This is a genomic window from Actinomycetospora termitidis (assembly GCF_030286555.1).
Taxonomy (GTDB): Bacteria; Actinomycetota; Actinomycetes; order Mycobacteriales; family Pseudonocardiaceae; genus Actinomycetospora; species Actinomycetospora termitidis.
Genome location: NZ_JASVWF010000003.1, coordinates 590322 through 610256, shown reverse-complemented (window position 1 = coordinate 610256; position 19935 = coordinate 590322). Strand labels below are relative to the sequence as shown.

Sequence of the window (19935 nt, the reverse complement as noted above, 5' to 3'; positions counted from 1 at the left end):
GGCCCCTGCTCGCTCGGCCTGTCCGGTCCGCACCTCTCGTGTCGGGTCACCCGGGGACGCTGGACAGGCGTCGGGCGCGGCGGCCCCGGGGCTGGTCCGTGGCCACCTCACTGGTGGCCGACAGCGAACGGTACGGAGCACACGCCCGGTTTCAAGCCTCTCTCAGAATCCCCGTATTCACCCCATCGGCGACTTGTAACGGCTCCTGCTCGCCGTTAACGCAGGTCAACGGGGCGTGACACCGTGTTCGAACAGATGTCACACGGTTGTGACTCAGGGTGGATGTGTCGCCCTCGTCACGGCCGTCGCCGGTCCGCCTGCGTCGTGTGCCACAGCAACCTGAGCAGCACCGACGCGCGTGGGGGACGATGGAGCGGTGACAGCCGCCACCGAATTCGACGGGCCCGACGCCGTCGCCGCCGCCCTCGGACGTACCGGGTACCTGGCCGACTCCGGCCTCGCCTCCGCCGCCTTCCTCGCCCTGCGCATGGGGCGGCCGCTGTTCTGCGAGGGCGAGCCCGGCACCGGCAAGACGGCCCTCGCCCAGGCGCTCGCCGAGGTGCTCGGCGCCCCGCTGGTGCGGCTGCAGTGCCACGAGGGGATCGACGCCGCGCAGGCCCTCTACGACTGGGACTTCCCCCGCCAGCTGCTGCACCTGCGCACCGCGGAGGCGGCCGCCTCGGCGTCCGGGAACTCGCTGGACGCCGACGCGGTCGAGGCCTCCCTCTACGACCGTCGCTTCCTGCTCGCCCGCCCCGTGCTGCAGGCCCTGCAGACCACGCCGAGCGTGCTCCTCGTCGACGAGGTCGACCGCGCCGACGACGAGTTCGAGGCCTTCCTGCTCGAGGTGCTGGCCGAGAACTCGGTGACGATCCCCGAGATCGGGGTGGTGCGGGCGGAGACCCCTCCACTGGTGGTGCTGACCTCCAACCGCACCCGCGAGGTGCACGACGCGCTGAAGCGGCGCTGTCTCTACCTCTGGCTCGAGCACCCCGACCTGGCCCGCGAGGTCGCGATCCTCAAGTCGCGGATGCCGCAGCTCTCCGACGAGCTCGCCCAGCAGGTGGCGCAGGCCGTCCACCGGCTGCGCGGCCTCGACCTGCTCAAGCCGCCCGGCGTCGCCGAGACGCTGGACTGGGCGGCGGCCCTGGAGCTGATCGGGGCGCGCCACCTGGACCTGGAGTCGGCGACGACGACGCTCGGGGCGGTCCTGAAGTACCGCGAGGACGCCGACCGGGCCCGCGACGCGCTGGACGCCCTGCTCGCGTCATGACGTCGATGGACCGGGGCGGCAGCAGCGACGCGCCTGCTCCCCGCCCGCACGCCGGCGCGGTGCTGGCCTCGGGGGTCGTCGACTCGCTGACGGCGGCACCCGACGAGGACGCGGTGCTGCGCGACCTCGTCGCCTTCACCCGGCTGCTGCGCAACGCCGGGGTGCCCGTCACCCCCGACCGCACCGCCACCTACCTACGGGCCCTGCGGGAGATCGACGTCGCGAGCGAGGTGGCCACGTACTGGGCGGGGCGGCTCACGCTGTGCTCCGACCCGGACGACGTGGCGCGCTACGACCAGGCGTTCCACGCGTGGTTCTCCTCCGATCCGCGGGACCAGCGGATGGGCCGCCCGGCCCCGCCGAAGCCGCGGACCGCGACGATCGCCGCGCTGAACCCGCCGAGCCGCTCCGGGGAGGGGGAGCAGGACGACGACGTCCCCGAGCTCAAGGTCGCGGCCTCCGGCGAGGAGGTCCTGCGCGACCGGGACATCGCCGAGCTGACGATCGGCGAACGGGAGCACCTGCGGCGGATGCTCGCGCTGCTCACGCCGAACCCCCCACGACGGCGGGCCCGGCGGCGGCGTCCCGGACCACGCGGCGAGCCCGACGCGCGGCGCACCCTGCGCGCGACGCTGCGCCACGCCGGGGAGATACCCGGGCTGGCCCGGCGGCAGCGTCGGGAACGGCCCCGCCGGGTGGTGATCCTGCTCGACGTGTCCGGGTCGATGGCGCCCTACGCGGACGCGCTGCTGCGCTTCGCCCACGTGCTCACCCGGCGGACGCCCCAGGCGGTGGAGACGTTCACCCTCGGCACGCGGCTGACCCGGGTGACCCGCGAGCTGCGCCAGCGCGACCCCGAGCGCGCGCTGCGCGACGCCGGGAGCGCCATCCCCGACTGGTCGGGCGGCACCCGGCTCGGCGAGGTGCTGGCCGCGTTCCTCGACCGGTGGGGGCAGCGCGGCGTGGCCCGTCGTGCGGTGGTCGTCGTGTTCTCCGACGGCTGGGAGCGGGGCGGCACGGACCTGCTCGGCGAGCAGATGGCACGGCTGGCGCGCCTCGCGCACACGGTCGTGTGGGTCAACCCGCACGCCGGCAAGCGCGGGTACGAGCCGGTGCAGGGGGGAATCGCCGCGGCCCTGCCGCACGTTGACCGATTGCTGGCCGGACACTCGCTGGCCACCCTGCAGGAGCTGACGGAGGTACTCGCCGATGCGTGACGTGCTGGGAACCCTCGAGGGATGGTGGGACGAGGGTCGCTCGGCGGCGCTCGCCACCGTCGTCGGCACCTTCCGCTCCGCGCCCCGCCAGCCCGGGGCCTCGATGCTCGTCGGGCCGGACGGCCAGGCGGTCGGCAGCGTGTCCGGCGGCTGCGTGGAGGGCGCGGTCTACGAGCTCGGCTCGGACGTCCTGCGCGGCGAGGACCCGACCCTGCAGCGCTACGGCGTCTCGGACGACGACGCGTTCGCCGTCGGCCTGACCTGCGGCGGCATCCTGGACGTGTTCGTCGAGCAGGTCGACCGGGAGAGCTACCCGCAGCTCGGCGAGATCGCCGCCGCGGTCCGTGACCACCGGCCCGTCGCGACCGCGACGATCGTGTCCGGTCCGGGCGTGGGACGACGCCTGGTGGTCTGGCCGGACCGGGTCGAGGGCTCGCTGGGCAGCGAGCGGCTCGACGACGCCGTGCGCGACGACACGCGCGGGCTGCTCGCGGCCGGGCGCACCACCCTGGTCACCTACGGCACCGACGGCGAGCGCCGCGGTGAGGGGCTCGGGGTCTTCGTCGAGTCGTTCGCGCCGCCGCCCCGCCTCATCGTCTTCGGGGCGATCGACTTCGCCGCCGCCGTGGCGCGCATGGGCACGTTCCTCGGCATGCGGGTCACGGTCTGCGACGCGCGGCCGGTGTTCGCGACGTCGAGCCGGTTCCCCGAGGCCCACGAGGTGATCTTGGAGTGGCCGCACCGCTACCTCGCCGCCGAGGCCGAGGCGGGCCGGATCGACGGTCGCACCGCCCTCGCCGTCCTGACCCACGACCCGAAGTTCGACGTGCCGTTGCTCGAGGTGGCGCTGCGCCTGCCCGAGATCGGCTACATCGGGGCGATGGGCTCGCGGCGCACGCACCACGACCGGCTGGAGCGGCTGCGCGAGGCCGGGGTGACCGACGGCGAGCTCGCGCGCATGTCCAGCCCGATCGGGCTCGACCTGGGCGCGCGCACGCCGGAGGAGACCGCGGTGTCGATCGCGGCGGAGATGATCGCCCACCAGTGGGGCGGTGACGGCACCCCGCTGTCGGACCGGCAGGGGCCGATCCACGGCGACTCGAACGTCGAACCGGGCATCCAGGCCGCGGAGCTGACCCACAACTCACGCTGATCGGGAACTACCCGTGGGTAGCGCCGCCGATCTCGTCTGAGGCTGCCCATCGCCGGTGTGCGTCTGTAACCTGGGATACATCCGACGGTGGGGAGGGGGCAGCGTGGTCCTCGTCGACTCCGTGACTCGCGCGGGTCAATCTCTGGTGGTGTGCCGGAGACAGGACGGCCCGGCGACGGAGGACGACGCGAGCCCGCTGCGTCCGCGGGACGCGGCGACGGGCCGCGGTCACGTCCAGTCCGGGCACGAGCCGCCGCGCCTGGCCAAGTTCCACGTCCCCGAGATCGTGTTCGGGTCCGGGTCGCTGTCCGAGGCCGCGCACGCCGCGGCCCGGCTCGGCGCGCGGCGCCCGCTGCTCGTCACCGACGACGGGTTGCTGGCGGCCGGGTGGCCGCAGCAGCTGGGCCGGCACCTGCAGGACGCCGGGATGCGCCCGTCGGTCTGGAGCGGGGTCACGCCCAACCCCAAGGACCACGAGATCGCCGCGGGCCACGAGCACTACCGGGCCGAGCGCTGCGACGTGCTGGTCGCGGTCGGCGGCGGCTCGGTGATCGACGCCGCGAAGGGGATCGCGCTGCTCGCCGGCAACGGCGGGGTGATCACCGACTTCGAGGGCGTCGACCGGATGGTCAACCCCATCCCGCCGATGGTCATGGTGCCCGCGACGTCGGGCACCGGGGCGGACGTCAGCCAGTTCTGCATCGTCACCGACACGCTGCGGAACACCAAGATCACGATCCTCGGGCGCGCGCTCGTCCCCGACGTGTCCGTGGTCGACCCGCAGCTGCTCACGACGATGCCCGACTGGCTCAACGCCGCGACCGGGCTCGACGCGCTGACGCACGGCATCGAGGCCTACGTCTCCCGGGCGCACAACCCGCTGACCGACCACCACGCCCTGCAGGCGATCTCCCTGGTCGGCGGGCACCTCGAGCGGACGATGGACCACCCGCTCGAGCAGGAGTCGCGGGTGTTCATGGCGCAGGCCGCCCTCGAGGCCGGCCTCGCCTTCACCAACGCCATCCTCGGGGCCGCGCACGCGATGAGCCACCAGGTCGGCGGGCTGCTCGACCTGCCGCACGGCGTGATCAACGGGATCCTGCTGCCGCACGTGGTGCGCTTCAACGCGGAACCCGACCCGGCGCGCTTCGTCCCGATCGCCCAGGCCCTGGGCTTCCCCGACGCGATCGGCGGCCACTGGTCGCAGGCGCTGGCCGAGGACGCGTCCGAGTGGGCGGCCGTCGAGGTGCGTCGGCTCGCCGACGAGCTGGGCGTCCCGAAGGGCCTGGCCGAGATCGGGGTGACCGAGGCCGACGTCGAGAAGCTCGCCACGATGACGATGGCCGACGCCTGCCTGTCGACCAACCCGCGCGAGGCGACCCGCGACGACATCGAGGCGCTGTTCCGGCAGGCGCTGTAGAGCGGTGACCGAACCCCGCATCACCGACGCGCCGGACCTCGACCTCCTCACCGGCATCCGGTCGGGCAAGCCGTCCTTCTACGTCGAGTACCTCGCGTCGGCCGAGCGCCTGCGCCGGGTGATCCACGCGCTCGACCGGATCAGCCGTGCGCTCGTGCGCACCACCGAGGGCCCGGGGACGCTCGTCCGGTCCGTGGCCGAGGCCGCGTCGGAGCACCTGACCGCGCACTGGGTGGTGTTCGCGCTGGCCGACGGCGCGCTGCCCGAGGCCTCGCCGCGGCACCTCGTGCTGGGCCCCGACCTGGCGGAGGTCCCGCTCGACGGGCCGGAGGAGCTGCCGCCGTTCGTCCTGCGCCACCTGCAGGCGGTCCGGCACGGTGAGCACGACGAGGACCCGGACGCCGGACCGGAGCCGGGCCCCGGCGCGGGCTCCCACCCGCACGACCCCCACCACCTGCACGTCCCGGTCCGGCTCGACGGTGCCGTGGTCGGCGAGATCGTCGCGTGGACCGGGGTGGAGCGCCGGATCGACGCCACCGACGCCTCCGTGCTGCGGGTCCTCGCGAGCCAGACCGCGGCGGCCCTGCAGAACTCCTCGCTGCACCAGCGCACGCTGCGGCTCTACGACGAGGCGAGCCGGCACGCCGAGGACCTCGCGGCCCGCAACGAGCAGCTCCAGCGCACCCGCGACGCCCTGACGGTCGCCCGCCAGCGCGAGGTGCTCGACTCCGAGCGGCACCGCATCGCCCGCGAGCTGCACGACTCGGTCACCCAGTACGCGCTGTCGGCGGGCATGCAGATCGAGGTCGTGCGCTCGGAGATCCGGGACGAGGGCCAGCGTGAACGGCTCGAGACCGCCAAGCAGCTCACCCGCCGCGCCGTCGAGCAGCTCCGGTCGGCGATCTACGCGCTGAACCACTCCGGGGAGCACGGCCACCGCACCCTGCCCGCGATGCTCGAGGAGCTCTCGACGGTGCACATGCCCTCCGACCTGCGGGTCGAGGTGCGCATCGAGGGGCGCCCGGTGTCGCTGCCCTCCGCGGCGGAGCGCTCGCTGTTCCGGGTCGCGGGCGAGGCCCTGTTCAACGCGGCCGTGCACGCCGAGGCGTCGGTCGCCGTCGTCCGGCTCTCGTTCCGCAAGGACCGGCTGGTGCTCTCGGTCGCCGACGACGGGACCGGCGACCCCGAACGCGTCCGCCGCTCGCTGCGGGTGTCCGCGGCCAACGACATCGACGGCTCGCACCGCGGGCTGGCGAACATGGCCGAGCGCGCCCGCGAGTTCGGCGGCACCCTGCAGGTGCAGCGCGCCCGGCAGGGCGGCATCCGGGTGCAGGTCGGCATCCCGCTGCCGATCGGCAGCGCACCGCAGCGGCGAGAACCGTCAGGAACGACGGGGACGCCGACCCCCTCCGCAGGCGAGGATGCGGGGGAACCGAACGACCCTGGGAGCACGACATGACCGACATCCGCATCCCCGCCCGCGCGGCGGTCCGACGTGGCGAGGTCCGCATCGTGCTGGTCGACGACCACGCGATCGTCCGCCAGGGCCTGCGCTCCGTCCTCGAGCGCGAGCCGCAGCTCGCGATCGTCGGCGAGGCGTCCAGCGCCGCCGAGGCGCTCGCCGTCGTCGCGCACGAGCGGCCGTCGATCGTGCTGCTCGACCTCAAGCTCTCCACCAGCTCGGACTCCGAGGGCCTGCAGCTGTGCCGTCAGCTCACCCAGGCCCACCCCGGCGTCGGGGTCCTGGTGCTGACGACGTTCCTCGACGACCGCCTCGTCGTCGAGGCCGTGCACGCCGGCGCCCGCGGCTACGTCGTGAAGGACGTCGACACCACCGAGCTGATCGCCGCGATCCGGGCCGTCTCGCGGGGGGAGTCGGCGTTCGACTCCCGCTCCGCGGCCGCCGTCGTGCGCTCCCTGAACGGGCAGCAGCCGCACGGCGAGACCCTCACCGGCCGCGAGCTGGACGTGCTGCGCCTGCTCGCACGCGGGATGAGCAACCGCACGATCGGGCGGGAGCTGTTCATCTCCGAGACGACGGTGAAGTTCCACGTCGGCAACCTCATGCGCAAGCTCGACGTCTCGCGCCGCGCCGAGGCCGTCTACGCCGCCTCCAAGATGGGCCTCATCTAGTCCGCCGCTGCGTCGTAGCGCATCAGGCCGATCGGGGTGCCGCCCGGGTCGGCGACGAAGGCGAGCTCGCCGACGCCGGAGATCACGGTCGCCTCCATGAGCACCCGCCCGCCGGACGCCCGCGCCGCCGCGCAGCACGCCGCGACGTCGTCCACGGCGACCGTGACCTCGATCGGGGCCATGGTCCCGTCGTCGAACGTGCGCCGGCGCTGGAGCGCGCCGAGTACGCCGGGCGAGGAGCCGTCGGGCCCCTGGACGTGGAAGAACTCCGGCGGGCCCCACGGGGTGAAGCGCCAGTCGAGGACGGCTTCGTAGAACGCGCGGCTCGCGTCCAGGTCGTCGGCGTTGATCGCGATGTGGGCCACGGTCCCGGCCCGCGGGGTCTCGGTCATGACGACGAGTCTGGCCGGGTCGGCGGTGGCGCTCCGTCGAGAACGCGCCGCATGATGTCGCGGATGCGACAGGAGCCGGAGGTGCGCAGCTACGCCGTCACGCACCCGGCCGGGACCGTGGTGCCGCCGCAGCCGCCGGGCTGGCACCAGGTGCTGCTCGCGGCGTCCGGGGCCATGACGGTCGAGGTGCGCGACGGAGGCTGGTTCGTCCCACCGGGTGCCGCGGTCGTCGTGGCCGCGGGGGAGACGCACCGCATCCGCACCACCGCGCGCACGCGGCTGCGCAACCTCTACCTCCGCACCGACGACCCCGGTCCGACGCGCGTCGTGGCGGTGGTCGGGCTCCTGCGCGAGCTGCTCCTCACCGCGGTCGCCCGGGCCCCGCTGTCGCGGGATGTCCCGCACGCCGTCGCGCTGCTCGACCTGCTGGCGCTCGAGCTCGCCGCCGCCCCCGCGGTGGAGCCGCTGCGGCTGCCGATGCCGGACGACCCGATCGCGCGGGTGGTCGCCGCCCGGATCCTCGCCGATCCCGGCGGGTCCGACGGGATCGACGACCTGTGCCGCGGGTCCGGCGCGGCCCGGCGCACGGTCGAGCGGCGGTTCGTCGCCGAGACCGGGTTGGGCGTCGCGCGGTGGCGGCGGCGTGCCCGGTTGGCCGCGGCACTGGAGGCCCTCGCGCGCGGCGAACCGCCGTCGCGGGTGGCGGCCGCCGTCGGCTACGCGACCCCCAGCGCCTTCGGCGCGATGGTGAAGGCCGAGCTCGGCCACACCCCGGGCGCGGTGCTCAGGTGAACACCACCTCGGTCGCCGCGATGACCTCCGGGTCCGCGACCAGCTCGACGGCGACCACCCGGTCGTCGACGACGGTGAAACGGAACAGCGACACGGTGCGCTTCGCCGTCGCGAAGGCGAGGCCGGGGACGCCGTCGAGCAGGGCCGGGGCGGCGGCGTGCGCGCGCCCGGCGAACACCCGGGCGACCGCGTCCGAGCCGGCCACCTCGGGCTCCAGCGGCGGGGCGCCCCGGCCGGCGTTGATCGTCGCCATCCGCACAGCCACGGGGTCCGCGCGCAGTACGACCTCGGGGTCGAGCAGTTCGAGCAACGCGCCGAAGTCGCCCTCGCGGGCGGCCGCGAGGAACGCGGCGACGACCTCGCCCGACGCGCGGGAGGGCCCGTCGTCCGGGGCGCCACGGACCCGTCGTCGCCCGCGGCTGGCGAGCTGACGCGTCGCGGCCACCGACCGGTCCACGATCGGCGCGATCTCCTCGAACGGCAGCCCGAACACGTCGTGCAGGACGAATGCGAGCCGCTCGGCGGGCGCGAGGCGGTTCAGGACGAGGGTCAGGGCCGGCCCGACCGCGTCGGCGGAGACGGCGAGCGACTCGGCGTCGTCGGCCTCGTCCGGGAGGTCCTCCGGCTCCTCGGCCTCCGGGCGGCGGGCCCGCAGCTGGTTGAGCGCGATCCGCGCGACCACCGTGGTGAGCCAGCCGCCCAGGTTCTCGATGGCGTCCGGGTCCTCCTGGCGGGCCAGCCGCAGCCAGGCCTCCTGCACGGCGTCCTGGGCCGCGTCGGGCCCGACGAGCCGGCCGGCCACGGCCAGCAGGTGGGGTCGGTGGGCGGAGAAACGGTCGGCCAGATCGGTGGGCCGGCTCATGGCTGTCACATCCTTCGTGTCCCGGGGGTCATCCCTCTGACCGACCGGCGCGCCCGGATGTGACCGGCGGTCCGACCGCAGGGAGCCGTCATGACCACCACCGCCACCGTCGAGGCCCGCATGGCCAATCCTGCCGCGCTGCTGCCTGGCGTGGGGGAGGCGATCGGCGGGCTGATCTCCGCCACCCGCTCGGCCGGCCTGCCCGAGCCGCTCCTCGCCCTCGTCCACCTGCGGGTGAGCCTCATCAACGGCTGCGCGTCGTGCCTGCACGGCGGCACGCAGTCCGCGCGGGCGGCGGGGGAGACCGACGAGCGGCTCGCGACCGTCGGGGCCTGGCGCGAGGCGCCCTGGTACTCCGAGCAGGAGCGGGTCGCGCTGGAGCTCGCCGAGCAGGTGACGCGGCTCGCGGACGCCGCGGACGCCGTGCCGGACGCGCTGTGGGACGCGGTCGTCCGCGAGTTCGACGAGCCGGCCCGCGCCGCCCTGCTGCTCTGGATCGCGGTGGTCAACCTGTTCAACCGGTGCAACGCCCCGATCCGCCAGGTCGCCGGCACCGGGTGGTGACTCAGGGCAGGGGCGTCAGCATCCGGTGCGGCTCGCGCAGCGCGACGCTCACCGGGTCCTCCCGGCGCCCGGGCCGACCGGCCGGCCGGACCACCAGGTCCGGCGGGGCCGGGACGGTCCGGCACTCCGGGCACCAGCCGTCCGGGGTGGTGTCGGTCCCGCACCCGGCGTGCGCGAACCGCCGCACCGACCCGCCGTCGCGAACCTGCGCGGACTCCCCGAACGCGGCCAGCGCCCGCAGGGCCGGCCACAGCGGCCACGCGGCCTCGGTGACGCGATAGGACCGGCCGTCCGGCTCGAGCAGGCCGGCCGTCACGAGCCGGTCGAGGCGGTCGGCGAGCACGGCGCGGGGGATGTCGAGGCGGGCGACGAGGTCGGCGAACCGGTGCACCCCGAAGAAGCAGTCGCGCAGCACCAGCAGGGTCCAGCGGTCGCCCACGACCTCGAGCGCGCGGGCGATCGCGCAGTCCTGCGCGGGATAGCCCTGTCCGAGAGGCACGGTCGACAGTCTAGTTCAATGACCGAACCGGTCGTGCTAGCGTCGCGGACCGTGCGGTCCACAACAACCCTCGTCGTCGCCTCCGCGGCGACGTTCCTGGCGCTCGTCGTCTTCACCTCGACCCTCTCGACGATGCCGGCGACGGCGGCGGCGCTCGGCGCCGGCCCCGAGGGGCAGGCCTGGATCCTCAGCTCGATGAGCATCGGGCTCGGGGTGGCGCTCCTGCCCGCAGGTGCGGTCGCGGACGACCTCGGCCGGCGCCGCGCGCTCGTCCTCGGCGCGGTCGTCCTGGCGGTCGCCTCGGTGCTGTGCGCCGTCGCGCCGACGACGGCCGTGCTGGTCGCGGGCCGCATCCTCGCCGGCATCGGGGCCGCCGCCCTCGTCGCGGCGAGCCTGGGGCTGATCGGACACGCGTTCCCGGCCGGGACGCCGGACGCGCCGCGCGCCAGCGGGATCTGGGGGGCCTCGCTCGGCGCCGGCATCGCGGTCGGCCCGCTCCTCGCGACCTCCACCGAGCAGCTCGCCGGCTGGACCGCGGAGTACTGGGTCGAGGCCGTCCTCGCGGTGCTGCTCGGCGTCGCCGCGCGGCTGGGGGTCGAGGAGTCGCGGGCGGAGCGGCCCCGCCCGCTCGACCTCCCCGGTGTGGCCCTGCTCGCCGTCGGGATCGCCCTGCTGCTGACCGGCCTCGTCGAGGCCCGGACCGGGATCTTCCGCCCGGCGCCGATCGGCCTGGTCGTCGGGGGCCTGGTCGTGCTCGTCGGCTGGCTGGTCGTCGAGCGGCGTCGCGACGCCCCGATGATCGACCCGGCGTTGTTCGGCTCGCCGCGCTTCCTCGCGATGATGCTGGCGGCCCTGGCGACCGGGATGGGCATCATCTCGACGACGTCGGTGCTGCTCAGCGTGGCCGAACGGGGACTGCGGACGTCCGCGCTCACGGCCGCCGTGATGCTCCTGGCCTGGTCGGTGACCAGCGTGGTCACCTCGCTGCTCGCCCGTCGGCTGCCCGCCTCGGTGAGCGGGCGGCTGCAGATGTCGGTGTCACTGCTCGTCGTCGCGGTCGGGCAGGCGCTCCTGCTGGGGGCCGGTCCGGACTCGTCGGTGTGGCGGTTCGTGCCCGGGCTGTTCGTGGCCGGTGTCGCGAGCGGGGTGCTGAACGCGGCGTTCGGGCGGGAGGCGGTGGCCAGCGTCCCGCCCGGCCGCGCGGCGATGGGCAGCGGTGCGAACAACACCGCCCGCTACGTCGGGTCCGCGATCGGAACGACCGTCGTCGCCGTGATCACGACCCGCCCCGGCCTCCCGCCCGGGCCCGCCGGCCTGCTCGGTGGGTTCGACGACGCGGTGCTCGTCGCGGGCGCGTTCTCGGTGCTCGGGGCGATCGCGGTGTTCGCCTGCCGCCCTCGCGGGGGCGCGTCCGGGAAGGCAGACTCGAATCATGGACAAGGCAGCGCTCGCCGAGACCCAGGGCCCTCTCAAGCAGCAGTACCGTGACGACCCGGAGTCGGCCGTCGTCGTCCTGAAGGCGGACGGCGACCTCGACGGTTCCGGCATCGCCTGCCGCGTGCAGACCGCGCAGGCCATGGTCGAGGCGGGCCTGCACCCGGCGACCGGCGGCACCGGCGAGCTCCTGTGCTCCGGTGACATGCTGCTCGAGGCGCTCGTGGCCTGCTCCGGGGTGACCCTGCGGGCGGTCGCCACCTCGATGGGCGTCGAGGTGCGTGGGGGCACGATCCACGCCGAGGGCGACCTCGACTTCCGCGGCACGCTGGGCGTCGCCAAGGACGCGCCGGTGGGCTTCAAGGACATCCGGCTGTCGTTCGACCTCGACACCGACGCCGACGACGACACCCTCGCGACGCTGCACAAGCTGACCGAGCGCTACTGCGTCGTCTACCAGACCCTCGTCCGCTCGCCCGAGGTGTCGTTGACCCTGGACAAGCGCGCGGCCGCGCAGGCCTGAGGAGCCGCGACCCGACCGGAACGAACGGCACTCTCGCGCACATAGACGCTGCGAGGGTGCCGTTCGTTCGTTGCGGGAGACCCCTAGTCGGTGTGGTACGGGTCGTAGTGGATCTGCATGAACGGTGTCCCGGCGTCGAGCATCGCGGACACCGTGGAGCGGACCATCGGGGGCGACCCGGCCACGACGATCTGGCGGTCGGCCCAGGCGCCGTAGCGGGCCACGACCTCGCCGAGGGTGCCGGTCTCCGCGCCGTAGCGCCGCCCGTCCTCCTCGACGACGGGCACGACCGTCAGCCACGGGTTGTCCTGCGCCATGCGGCGGAGCGTGTCGATGTCGTAGAGCGAGCTCCACGTGCGGCCGCCGACGAACAGCGCGACCTTGCGGTCCGACCCGTCCACCATCAGCTGCTCGATCAGCGCACGGGCGGGAGCGAGCCCGGTGCCGCCGGCGACCATGAGCAGGTCGGCCTGCGAGCGCGGGTCGAGGGTCATCTGGCCCATCGGCGGACCGATGCGCCACACGTCGCCGACGCGGGCGTGCGACACGATCGCCCGGCTCACCCAGCCGCCGGGGACCGTGTGGACGTGGAACTCCATCACGCAGTCCGGGCCCGGGGCGTTCGCCGGCGTGAGCGAGCGCCACATCCGTGGGCGCTGCGGGGTCTCCACCGAGACGTACTGCCCGGCGAGGTAGGGCACGGGCTGGCTGGTCTGCACCCGCACGATCGCGAGGTCCGGGGCGACCCGGCGGTGCTCCATCACCCGGGCCATCCAGACGGCGGGACCGCGCTCGGCGTCCGCGGCGTCGCGCATCGACTTCGAGACGACGCCGTACGCGCCGACCCAGGCCTGCTCCACGTCACGGGTCCACGCGGGCCCGGCGATCTCCGCCAGGGCACCGAGGAGGGCCTCGCCGACCTTGTCGTAGTGCTCGCCGATGACCCCGAACTTGCGGTGGTCCCGGCCGAGCTGGCGCAGGAAGACGTTGAGCTCGTCGGGCCGGTCGACCATCTGCACGACGTGGATGAGCGCGCGCAGCAGGCGCGTGCGCTGCAGCTCCATCGTGACCGGGAACAGCTCGCGGGTCTCCGGCGCGATCCGGAACAACCAGCCGTAGAACAGCTGGGTCAGCTCGTCGGTCCGCGAGGAGACCGCCTCGAAGCTGTCCCGGATGATCGCGACCATGTCCGAGGCGTCGTTCGAGCGTGCCGACGCGTCGCGCGGCGTCGGCAGCCCCACGCCCTCGGGGACGTGGTGCGACGGGCTCGACGGCATCGCCGACGTGCGGGCGGGCTCGTCGAGGTAGGAGCCGTTCGACGGCGCGTACCCGGTCGAGTCGTAGCCGCCGGAGGAGCCGTAGCCGGCCGAGCCGTACCCGGGCGAGTCGTAGCCGGCCGAGCCATAGCCGGCCGAGCCGTACCCGGAGGAGCCGTAGCCGGGCGAGTCGTGGCCCGGGGAGGAGTAGCCCCCGGAGGAGTAGCCGCCGGAGTGGCTCCCGGTGCCGTACCCGGCCGAGCCGTAGCCGGTGTCGTACCCGGCGGAGCCGTAGCCGCCGGTCTCGTAGCCGGAGGAGCCGTGACCCCCGCTCTGGTACCCGCCGGTCTCGTAGCCGCCGGTCTCGTAGCCGTCGCCGAGCTGCCCACCGGAGTGCCGGTCCTCGGCGCGATGGCCCGACTCCGAGCGTGCCGTCGGCAGCGACGGCGGCGGGAAGGCGGTGGTCCGGGGCGGGGGCGGGGGAACGGCCCCACGGCTGGAGGGATGGCTCATCGTCGTCCCGTCGTCGCGCCGGTCGTCGGCGATGTCGAACACGGCGTCGTCAGGGTCGTACGCCCCACCTGGTGGAGGCGTCCGCCCCGACGATCCGAAACCGGACGCTCCGGCGCCGAACGGTTCCCGGCCGGAGACCGCTGAGCGATCGAGTGCCGAGGCGCCCCAGTTGCCGGGGAAGTCCCCGGAATCGCGGTCGCGGGGAGGACCCGCCGGCCCGGCAGGGCCGTGACGCCCTGCGTCAGGACCGTTGTTCCTCGCTGCGGTCACGTCCGGTCGACTCCTCATCTCGCGATGACTTGCTCGCCCCCCGCCCGGGCCACCCCTGCGGTGGGCACTAGGCCGCGACGCTACTCCGCGTCCGCCCCCGATCGTGGAGGGTGGCCTACCGTGCGGTCAGCGTACGGCCACGGCCGGTGAACGGCGACGGGCCCGCCACGGTCGTGCGATCCGTCACCGGGCGGTCGTCACTGGTCGTGGAGAGCCGACCGCTCTCCCCCTCGGACGGGGTCTAGCGGTCGGCGTCGAGGTCGTCGTCCCCGGACGGGACCGGGGTCGCGGACGTGGCCGTGGTCGGCTCCTCGTCGTCCGACGTGCTCGTCAGCAGGGCCGAGCGCTCCGCGATCGGACGGGTGGAGGCCGCCGAGGTCGGGGTCGTCGTCGACCGCGGGGTGGCCGACCGGGTCACCGTCGGGCGCGGCTTGGTGGGCCGGGGCTTCGTCGTCCGGGTCGTCGTCGGGCGGGAGCGGGTGGTCGTCGTCGCCGGCGCGGAGGTCGTGGTCGAGGCCGTGGACCGCGGGGTGGGCGACGGGGCCGGCCGGCCTCCGTCGCGGCGGTCGGCCCGGCCGTCGTCGGGTCGGATCAGGTCGGCGCCCGCGACGGCGGGGTCGAGGTCCGCGGTCGCGGGCGCCGCGCCGTCGGCGGTCGTCGCGGGCAGGTCGGTTCCCGGGTCGGCGAGCACGGGCGAGGGCGCGGCGGGCAGCTGGCCCTCCGTGCCCGTGGGGGTCAGGCCCAGCGCCAGGCCCACGCCACCGACGCTCAGGGCGCCGAAGGCGGCGATCGCGGCGGGCAGGGCGGTGGAGCTGCGGCGACGACGGCGACGGGCGCGGGGGGCGGCCTCGTCGAGCAGCGCGGCCATCTCGTCCGCGCGCTCGCGCAGGTCGCTCGCGCGCACGCGACCGCCACGCATGCCTCCCCTGGGGCCCGCACCACCGGTGCGGCCCCGTCCGGCTCGGCTCACTCGTGCCTCCCACCGTCGGTCTCGTCACGCTGGGTTCTCGCGACGATTACTGCCGGTCGTCGGTCAGGGTGCCAGAGCATCGGGGTCGCAGTCGCGGTGGGCCGACACGGAGCGCACCAACGAGTGACGCTCGGTGAGGTGCTCCCACCCTCCGAGGAGCGACGGGCGACCCCCTACAGTGGGCCGGTGTGACAGGTCACGGTGGGGTCTCGACGCGCCCGCGTCCGATCCGTCGTGGTTCGTCATCAGGAGGGCGTTCTCCTGACGAGCAGGACGGGTGATGCAACGTGCGGGTGGTCGTTGCGCCGGTCGGCCGATCGTTCGGGCCCGGATCGCCGGTCATGTGAGTCCGAACGGCTAGATCCCCTCGGCGGGGAGCTCGGTGAGGATGGTGTCCGGGCGCGCGGGGGTCCGGCTCGGACGCCGTCGGAGGCGGCGGCGCAACCAGAGGTGTCGACGTCGCTGGAGCACACGGCGGCGGGATGCAGGACCTCGGAGCACACACGGAGGTGGCATGGCGCGCGGGATGGCCACGATGGCCGTCGTCGGGACCACGACCGACGCCGGACCGGTGAGCACACCCTCGAGCGGATCGCCGGTGGTGCCACCCGCGGCCCCGGCCACCGAGCCGCCCGGCCCGGTCCCGGCTGCGCGGACCGCCGACCCCGGGGCCGCCACGGCACCGTTGGCGGCCGCCGTCGCGCCGGCTCCGGCGACCCCGCCCGACCCGGAGACGGTGTCCGCGGCCACGGCCTCGGTGGCTGCTCCGGCCACGGTCTCCGCCGCCACGGTGTCGGCCCCGGTCCCCGGCCCGGCTCCCGTCCCCGCCCCGGCGACCGTCGACGACCGGCCCCGCCCGCGCCCCCGGCCGGCGCAGGCCGCGGACGCCCCGACGCCACCCCCGGCGACGGCCTGGGGCGCTCCCGCCTCCCGGGACGTCGGCGTCGCGCCGGTCGACCCGGACGAGGCCGAGGAGTTCCTGCGGCTCTTCCACGCCGAGTCCGAGGAACCGGGAGCCACGACGGTCAAGGGCGGTGACGCGCCGGCCGTTCCCCTGGCCGAGCGGATCGCGGCCGTGCGCGACGAGATCGAGCGGACGGGCACGTACGTGCACACCGCCGCCGAGCTGGCGTTCGGCGCCCGGGTCGCCTGGCGGAGCTCCGCCCGCTGCATCGGTCGGTTGTACTGGCGCAGCCTGCACCTGCGGGACCGCCGGCACGTGACCGCGCCCGACGAGGTCGCCGCGGAGTGCGTCGGTCACCTCGACGAGGCGACGCGGCGCGGGCGGATCCGCTCCACGATCACGATCTTCGCGCCGGACACGCCGACCGCACCCGGGCCGCGGATCTGGAACGAGCAGCTCATCCGCTACGCGGGCTACCGCACCGGGGGCCGTGTCCTCGGCGACCCGCGCTACGTCGGGTTCACCGACCATGCCCGCTCGCTCGGCTGGGTGCCGCCCTCGCCGATGGGTCGGTTCGACGTGCTCCCGCTCGTCGTGTCCGGCGGCGGGGAGTGGGCCGAGAAGGGGCCGCAGTTCGTCGACGTCCCCGAGGCCTCGGTCCTCGAGGTCGACATCACCCATCCCGACCACGCGTGGTTCGCCGACCTGGGCCTGCGCTGGCACGCGCTGCCGGTCATCAGCAACATGCGCCTGGACATCGGCGGGATCTCCTACCCCGCGGCACCGTTCAACGGCTGGTACATGGCCACCGAGATCGGCGCGCGCAACTTCGCCGACGCCGACCGCTACGACATGCTGCGCGAGGTCGCCGAGAAGATGGGCCTCGACACCTCGTCCGACCGCACGATGTGGCGCGACCGGGCGGCCGTGGAGACCACCCTCGCGGTGCAGCACTCGTTCGACACCGCCGGCGTGTCGATGGCCGACCACCACGGCGAGTCACAGCGCTTCCTGCGCCACCTCGAGCGCGAGGAGCAGGCCGGTCGGACGTGCCCCGTCGACTGGAGCTGGATCGTCCCGCCGATCTCCGGCGGACTCACCCCGGTCTTCCACCGCTACTACGACGAGCCCACCGACACCGGTCCCATGTTCCGCATGGACCCGCAGCAGGCGGCGCGGGGCCAGGGCTGTCCGATGTGAGCTTCGCTCAGGTGAGCACTTGTTGTCGCCATGGCGACAACAAGTGCTCACCTGCGCTCCGCGCACATCCAGCCCCCGTGGTGCTCGTCCACCCGGAACCGCAGGCCGGTGCGCTCGCCGAGGGCGACCAGGTCGTCCGGGGTGAAGCGGCGCAGGTGGCCGTAGACCGGGTCGGGGGACTCCTCGTAGGGCACGGCCACGACGATCCGGCGCCGGGCGACCCGCACCATCTCGTCGACGACGACCGCCGCCGCGTCCTCGGGCAGGTGCTCGAGCAGGTGGATCGCGGTGACCGTGTCGACCGAGGAGTCGGCCAGCGGGACCGCCCGGGCGTCGCAGGCCAGCGTGCGCACCCGGTCGGCCGCCTCCGGGACCACCCCGGCCCGCGCGACGGCGGAGAGCAGCGTCATGGTGCCGACGGTGTGGTCGGTGGCGACCACGTCGAGCCCGCGCTCGGCCATCAGCAGCGGCAGGAACCCGAAGCACGAGCCGAGGTCGGCCACCGTCGTGCCCAGCACCTCGTCGAGGGCCCGCGCGTGGACCGGGGCGAAGCCGGCGAGCGACGCCTCGGGCAGGCCGCCGGACCACGGTCCCGCGCCGGGATGGCGCAGCACCGCGAGGGAGTTCGCGTAGAACGTCGACCACGCCGTCAGCGGGTCGAGCACGGTCGAGCGCACGATTCCCGTGACCACCCGCTCGAACAGCGGCGCCGAGTCGATGACGTCGCCGAGCTCGTCGGCGACGACCGTGGAGACGTCGTCGTCCAGCTCGTCGGGCCGGAAGCGGTGGAGCACGAGGATGCGGTCACCGAGCCGGTGGAGCTCGAACCGGTCGGTGACCAGCTCGGGCGCGCGACCCTCCGCGAGGCGCACCGGGACCGCGGCGCGGTCGAGGTGGCACACCACCACCGGGCCGTTCTCCCAGCGCCCCGGGTGCGCCGGGGCCAGCGGATCGATCCGCAGCGAGCCCGCCGCGGGAGTGAGGGTCACCGGCCGATCATCTCGGCGACCATGTCGTGGCTGACCTCGGAGAGCCCGGTGAGGTCGCGGACGACACGGATCCGGTCGACGAACTCGGCGTACTGCGGCAGGTCGCAGGCCCCCAGGCCCCACGAGTAGCGCGGTTCCGGCGTGAGCCAGATGGTCTCCCGGGCCCGCCGGGCGATCTCGGCGAACGCCTCGATGTTCGGGTCGTTGCCGTTGCCCCGGCCGTCCCCGAGCACGATGACGGTCGAGCGCCGGTTGACCGCCGACGCGTGGTCCTCGAGGAAGTCGCCGAACGCCTGGCCGTAGTTCGAGTTGGCGTCCACGTCCAGCAGGTCGCCGCCGAAGATGAGGCCGAGGGCGTCCTCCACGGTGTGGTCGCTGAACAGGTCGGTGACCTCGATGAGATCCCCGACGAAGGCGAAGGACCGGACCTGGCCGAACATGTCCTGCAGGCCGTGCACCAGGTGCAGGGTGAACCGTGCGGTCGCCCGCACCGACAGCGACACGTCGGCCAGGATCACCAGCCGCGGCTTGTCCTCGGCCCGGCTGACCGTCACCGGGGTGAACGGCACGCCGTCGAAGCGCATGTTGCGCCGCATGGTGCGGCCGGCGTCGATGCGACCCCGGGGGGACTGACGTCGCCGGTGCGTCAGCGCGCCGTGCAGCGTCTTCGCCAGCCGGCGCAGCGAGTCCTCGAGCTGCTGGCGCTCGTGCTCCTGCGCGCGGTCGACCTCCGCCTTGTGCGCCTCCTCGTCGGCGTGCCCGCCGTCGACGATGCGCTGCTCGAGCTCCATGAGCCGCTCGAGGTGCCGTTTGATCGCCTCGGGGAGGTTCTCCAGCATCCCCGCGAGACGACGCCGCAGCGCCATCGCGTCGGTCTCGTCACCCTCGTCGTCGATCCCGTCCTCGACGCCCTGCAGCCAGCCCAGCAGGGCCTCCTGCTGCGCCACGTTGAGGTCCGCGTCGACCTTCGTCCCCGACGACGTCGCGATGTCGCCGGGCAGACCGCCGCCGTGCAGGCGGTCGGTCTCGATCTGGACCTTCTCCGTGGTGTTGGTCTGGTCGGTGGCGCCGTCCTTGGAGAAGACGATCTCGTCGGTCATCGACGCCAGGTCGATCTTGTTGGCCTCCTGGTGCAGGTTGAACTGCTGGGCCATGTCCTCGGGGTCGAAGAACTCCTTGATGTCGACCGGCTTGCCGTGGTCGTGGCCCTGCTCGGGCGTCTCCGCCGGCTCGTCGGAGAGGGTGAAGTCCTCCAGCTCGCCGCCGTCGGAGAGGTCCTCGTGGCCGTGCCCGTGGCCGTGCCCGGTGTCCTCCGTCCCGATCCGCACCAGCGCGAAGAAGGCGTCGAAGATCTCGTCGAAGGTGGCCTCGTCGCGGATGTCCTTGACGAGCGAGACCTGCAGCGCCGCCTTGAGGGTGGGGCGGTCGGCGAGGACGCCGGGCTCGCTCGCGCAGTGCATCGCGTCCAGGACCTCCGACGTGGAGATCCGGACGTTGCGGATGCGCAGGAGCCGGACGAAGCGGTGGATGGTGGCCTCCACGACCGGGGCCTCCTCTCGTGCTCGGCGTGG

18 protein-coding genes are annotated in these 19935 nt (G+C 74.4%); 11 read left to right on the top strand and 7 right to left on the bottom strand.

Annotated elements, in window-relative coordinates:
- Positions 1-376: 376 nt before the first annotated feature.
- The 6 genes from QRT03_RS16360 to QRT03_RS16335 all read left to right on the top strand — a co-directional run bounded on the left by QRT03_RS16360 (position 377) and on the right by QRT03_RS16335 (position 7196).
- Positions 377-1273 (top strand): AAA family ATPase, encoded by an 897-nt coding sequence (locus QRT03_RS16360; protein WP_286053970.1) that lies wholly within the window; start codon positions 377-379, stop codon positions 1271-1273.
- A gap of 86 nt (positions 1274-1359) precedes the next feature.
- Positions 1360-2490: a vWA domain-containing protein gene (locus QRT03_RS16355; protein WP_425604860.1), complete on the top strand. Its 1131-nt coding sequence runs from the start codon at positions 1360-1362 to the stop codon at positions 2488-2490.
- On the top strand, positions 2483-3643 hold the full coding sequence (locus tag QRT03_RS16350) for an XdhC family protein (RefSeq protein WP_286053968.1): 1161 nt from the start codon (positions 2483-2485) through the stop codon (positions 3641-3643). The genes QRT03_RS16355 and QRT03_RS16350 overlap by 8 nt, the downstream gene beginning before the upstream one ends.
- Positions 3644-3791: 148 nt before the next feature.
- Positions 3792-5063 carry an iron-containing alcohol dehydrogenase gene (locus QRT03_RS16345; protein ID WP_286053967.1) on the top strand — a complete coding sequence of 424 codons (1272 nt, stop codon included), beginning with the start codon at positions 3792-3794 and terminating at the stop codon, positions 5061-5063.
- A 4-nt stretch (positions 5064-5067) separates the two neighbouring features.
- The gene (locus QRT03_RS16340; protein WP_286053966.1) at positions 5068-6522 is read left to right on the top strand and encodes a MadS family sensor histidine kinase; all 1455 of its coding nucleotides are present in this window, start codon (positions 5068-5070) and stop codon (positions 6520-6522) included.
- Positions 6519-7196 carry a MadR family response regulator transcription factor gene (locus QRT03_RS16335; RefSeq protein WP_018332359.1) on the top strand — a complete coding sequence of 226 codons (678 nt, stop codon included), beginning with the start codon at positions 6519-6521 and terminating at the stop codon, positions 7194-7196. Before QRT03_RS16340 ends, QRT03_RS16335 begins: the two co-directional genes overlap by 4 nt.
- Here QRT03_RS16335 and QRT03_RS16330 read toward each other — a convergent pair.
- The gene (locus QRT03_RS16330) at positions 7193-7588 is read right to left on the bottom strand and encodes a VOC family protein (RefSeq protein ID WP_286053965.1); all 396 of its coding nucleotides are present in this window, start codon (positions 7586-7588) and stop codon (positions 7193-7195) included. The genes QRT03_RS16335 and QRT03_RS16330 overlap by 4 nt on opposite strands.
- Positions 7589-7651: 63 nt before the next feature.
- Between QRT03_RS16330 and QRT03_RS16325 the strand changes: the two genes are divergently transcribed.
- Positions 7652-8380, top strand: coding sequence for an AraC family transcriptional regulator (locus tag QRT03_RS16325; RefSeq protein ID WP_286053964.1), 729 nt, complete (start codon positions 7652-7654; stop codon positions 8378-8380).
- On the opposite strand, the gene QRT03_RS16320 is transcribed toward QRT03_RS16325, so the two are convergent.
- Positions 8373-9242 carry a sigma-70 family RNA polymerase sigma factor gene (locus QRT03_RS16320; RefSeq protein WP_286053963.1) on the bottom strand — a complete coding sequence of 290 codons (870 nt, stop codon included), beginning with the start codon at positions 9240-9242 and terminating at the stop codon, positions 8373-8375. The two genes, QRT03_RS16325 and QRT03_RS16320, sit on opposite strands and share 8 nt — an antisense overlap.
- A gap of 90 nt (positions 9243-9332) precedes the next feature.
- Here QRT03_RS16320 and QRT03_RS16315 point away from each other — a divergent pair, with 90 nt between their 5' ends.
- Positions 9333-9806 (top strand): carboxymuconolactone decarboxylase family protein, encoded by a 474-nt coding sequence (locus QRT03_RS16315; RefSeq protein WP_286053962.1) that lies wholly within the window; start codon positions 9333-9335, stop codon positions 9804-9806.
- A gap of 1 nt (position 9807) precedes the next feature.
- On the opposite strand, the gene QRT03_RS16310 is transcribed toward QRT03_RS16315, so the two are convergent.
- Positions 9808-10305 carry a winged helix-turn-helix transcriptional regulator gene (locus QRT03_RS16310; RefSeq protein ID WP_286053961.1) on the bottom strand — a complete coding sequence of 166 codons (498 nt, stop codon included), beginning with the start codon at positions 10303-10305 and terminating at the stop codon, positions 9808-9810.
- An 18-nt stretch (positions 10306-10323) separates the two neighbouring features.
- Between QRT03_RS16310 and QRT03_RS16305 the strand changes: the two genes are divergently transcribed.
- Complete coding sequence (locus QRT03_RS16305) at positions 10324-11793, top strand: MFS transporter (protein ID WP_286053960.1); 1470 nt, start codon at positions 10324-10326, stop codon at positions 11791-11793.
- A complete protein-coding gene (locus QRT03_RS16300) occupies positions 11738-12262 on the top strand; it encodes an OsmC family protein (RefSeq protein ID WP_286053959.1) in 525 nt (174 codons plus the stop codon). The genes QRT03_RS16305 and QRT03_RS16300 overlap by 56 nt, the downstream gene beginning before the upstream one ends.
- Positions 12263-12345: 83 nt before the next feature.
- Here QRT03_RS16300 and QRT03_RS32200 read toward each other — a convergent pair whose 3' ends face one another.
- Positions 12346-13449, bottom strand: coding sequence for a globin domain-containing protein (locus tag QRT03_RS32200; protein ID WP_425604859.1), 1104 nt, complete (start codon positions 13447-13449; stop codon positions 12346-12348).
- Between the two features lie 1093 nt (positions 13450-14542).
- Positions 14543-15220: a hypothetical protein gene (locus QRT03_RS16290; protein WP_286053957.1), complete on the bottom strand. Its 678-nt coding sequence runs from the start codon at positions 15218-15220 to the stop codon at positions 14543-14545.
- A gap of 565 nt (positions 15221-15785) precedes the next feature.
- Here QRT03_RS16290 and QRT03_RS16285 point away from each other — a divergent pair.
- Positions 15786-17375: a nitric oxide synthase oxygenase gene (locus QRT03_RS16285; protein ID WP_425604847.1), complete on the top strand. Its 1590-nt coding sequence runs from the start codon at positions 15786-15788 to the stop codon at positions 17373-17375.
- A gap of 47 nt (positions 17376-17422) precedes the next feature.
- Here QRT03_RS16285 and mftM read toward each other — a convergent pair whose 3' ends face one another.
- Together mftM and QRT03_RS16275 are read right to left on the bottom strand one after the other, a co-directional pair.
- Complete coding sequence (gene mftM / locus QRT03_RS16280) at positions 17423-18364, bottom strand: mycofactocin oligosaccharide methyltransferase MftM (protein ID WP_286053956.1); 942 nt, start codon at positions 18362-18364, stop codon at positions 17423-17425.
- The gene (locus tag QRT03_RS16275; protein WP_286053955.1) at positions 18361-19905 is read right to left on the bottom strand and encodes a VWA domain-containing protein; all 1545 of its coding nucleotides are present in this window, start codon (positions 19903-19905) and stop codon (positions 18361-18363) included. Before QRT03_RS16275 ends, mftM begins: the two co-directional genes overlap by 4 nt.
- Positions 19906-19935 lie beyond the last annotated feature (30 nt).

What these genes read in the sequence shown, in the direction of transcription:
- QRT03_RS16330 (WP_286053965.1), bottom strand. Translation starts at nt 7,588, where the DNA reads ATGACCGAGACCCCGCGGGCCGGGACCGTGGCCCACATCGCGATCAAC.
- QRT03_RS16285 (WP_425604847.1), top strand. Translation starts at nt 15,786, where the DNA reads ATGGCGCGCGGGATGGCCACGATGGCCGTCGTCGGGACCACGACCGAC.
- QRT03_RS16350 (WP_286053968.1), top strand. Translation starts at nt 2,483, where the DNA reads ATGCGTGACGTGCTGGGAACCCTCGAGGGATGGTGGGACGAGGGTCGC.
- QRT03_RS16300 (WP_286053959.1), top strand. Translation starts at nt 11,738, where the DNA reads ATGGACAAGGCAGCGCTCGCCGAGACCCAGGGCCCTCTCAAGCAGCAG.
- QRT03_RS16290 (WP_286053957.1), bottom strand. Translation starts at nt 15,220, where the DNA reads ATGCGTGGCGGTCGCGTGCGCGCGAGCGACCTGCGCGAGCGCGCGGAC.
- QRT03_RS16315 (WP_286053962.1), top strand. Translation starts at nt 9,333, where the DNA reads ATGACCACCACCGCCACCGTCGAGGCCCGCATGGCCAATCCTGCCGCG.
- QRT03_RS16305 (WP_286053960.1), top strand. Translation starts at nt 10,324, where the DNA reads ATGACCGAACCGGTCGTGCTAGCGTCGCGGACCGTGCGGTCCACAACA.
- QRT03_RS16320 (WP_286053963.1), bottom strand. Translation starts at nt 9,242, where the DNA reads ATGAGCCGGCCCACCGATCTGGCCGACCGTTTCTCCGCCCACCGACCC.
- QRT03_RS16325 (WP_286053964.1), top strand. Translation starts at nt 7,652, where the DNA reads ATGCGACAGGAGCCGGAGGTGCGCAGCTACGCCGTCACGCACCCGGCC.
- QRT03_RS16335 (WP_018332359.1), top strand. Translation starts at nt 6,519, where the DNA reads ATGACCGACATCCGCATCCCCGCCCGCGCGGCGGTCCGACGTGGCGAG.
- QRT03_RS32200 (WP_425604859.1), bottom strand. Translation starts at nt 13,449, where the DNA reads ATGGTCGCGATCATCCGGGACAGCTTCGAGGCGGTCTCCTCGCGGACC.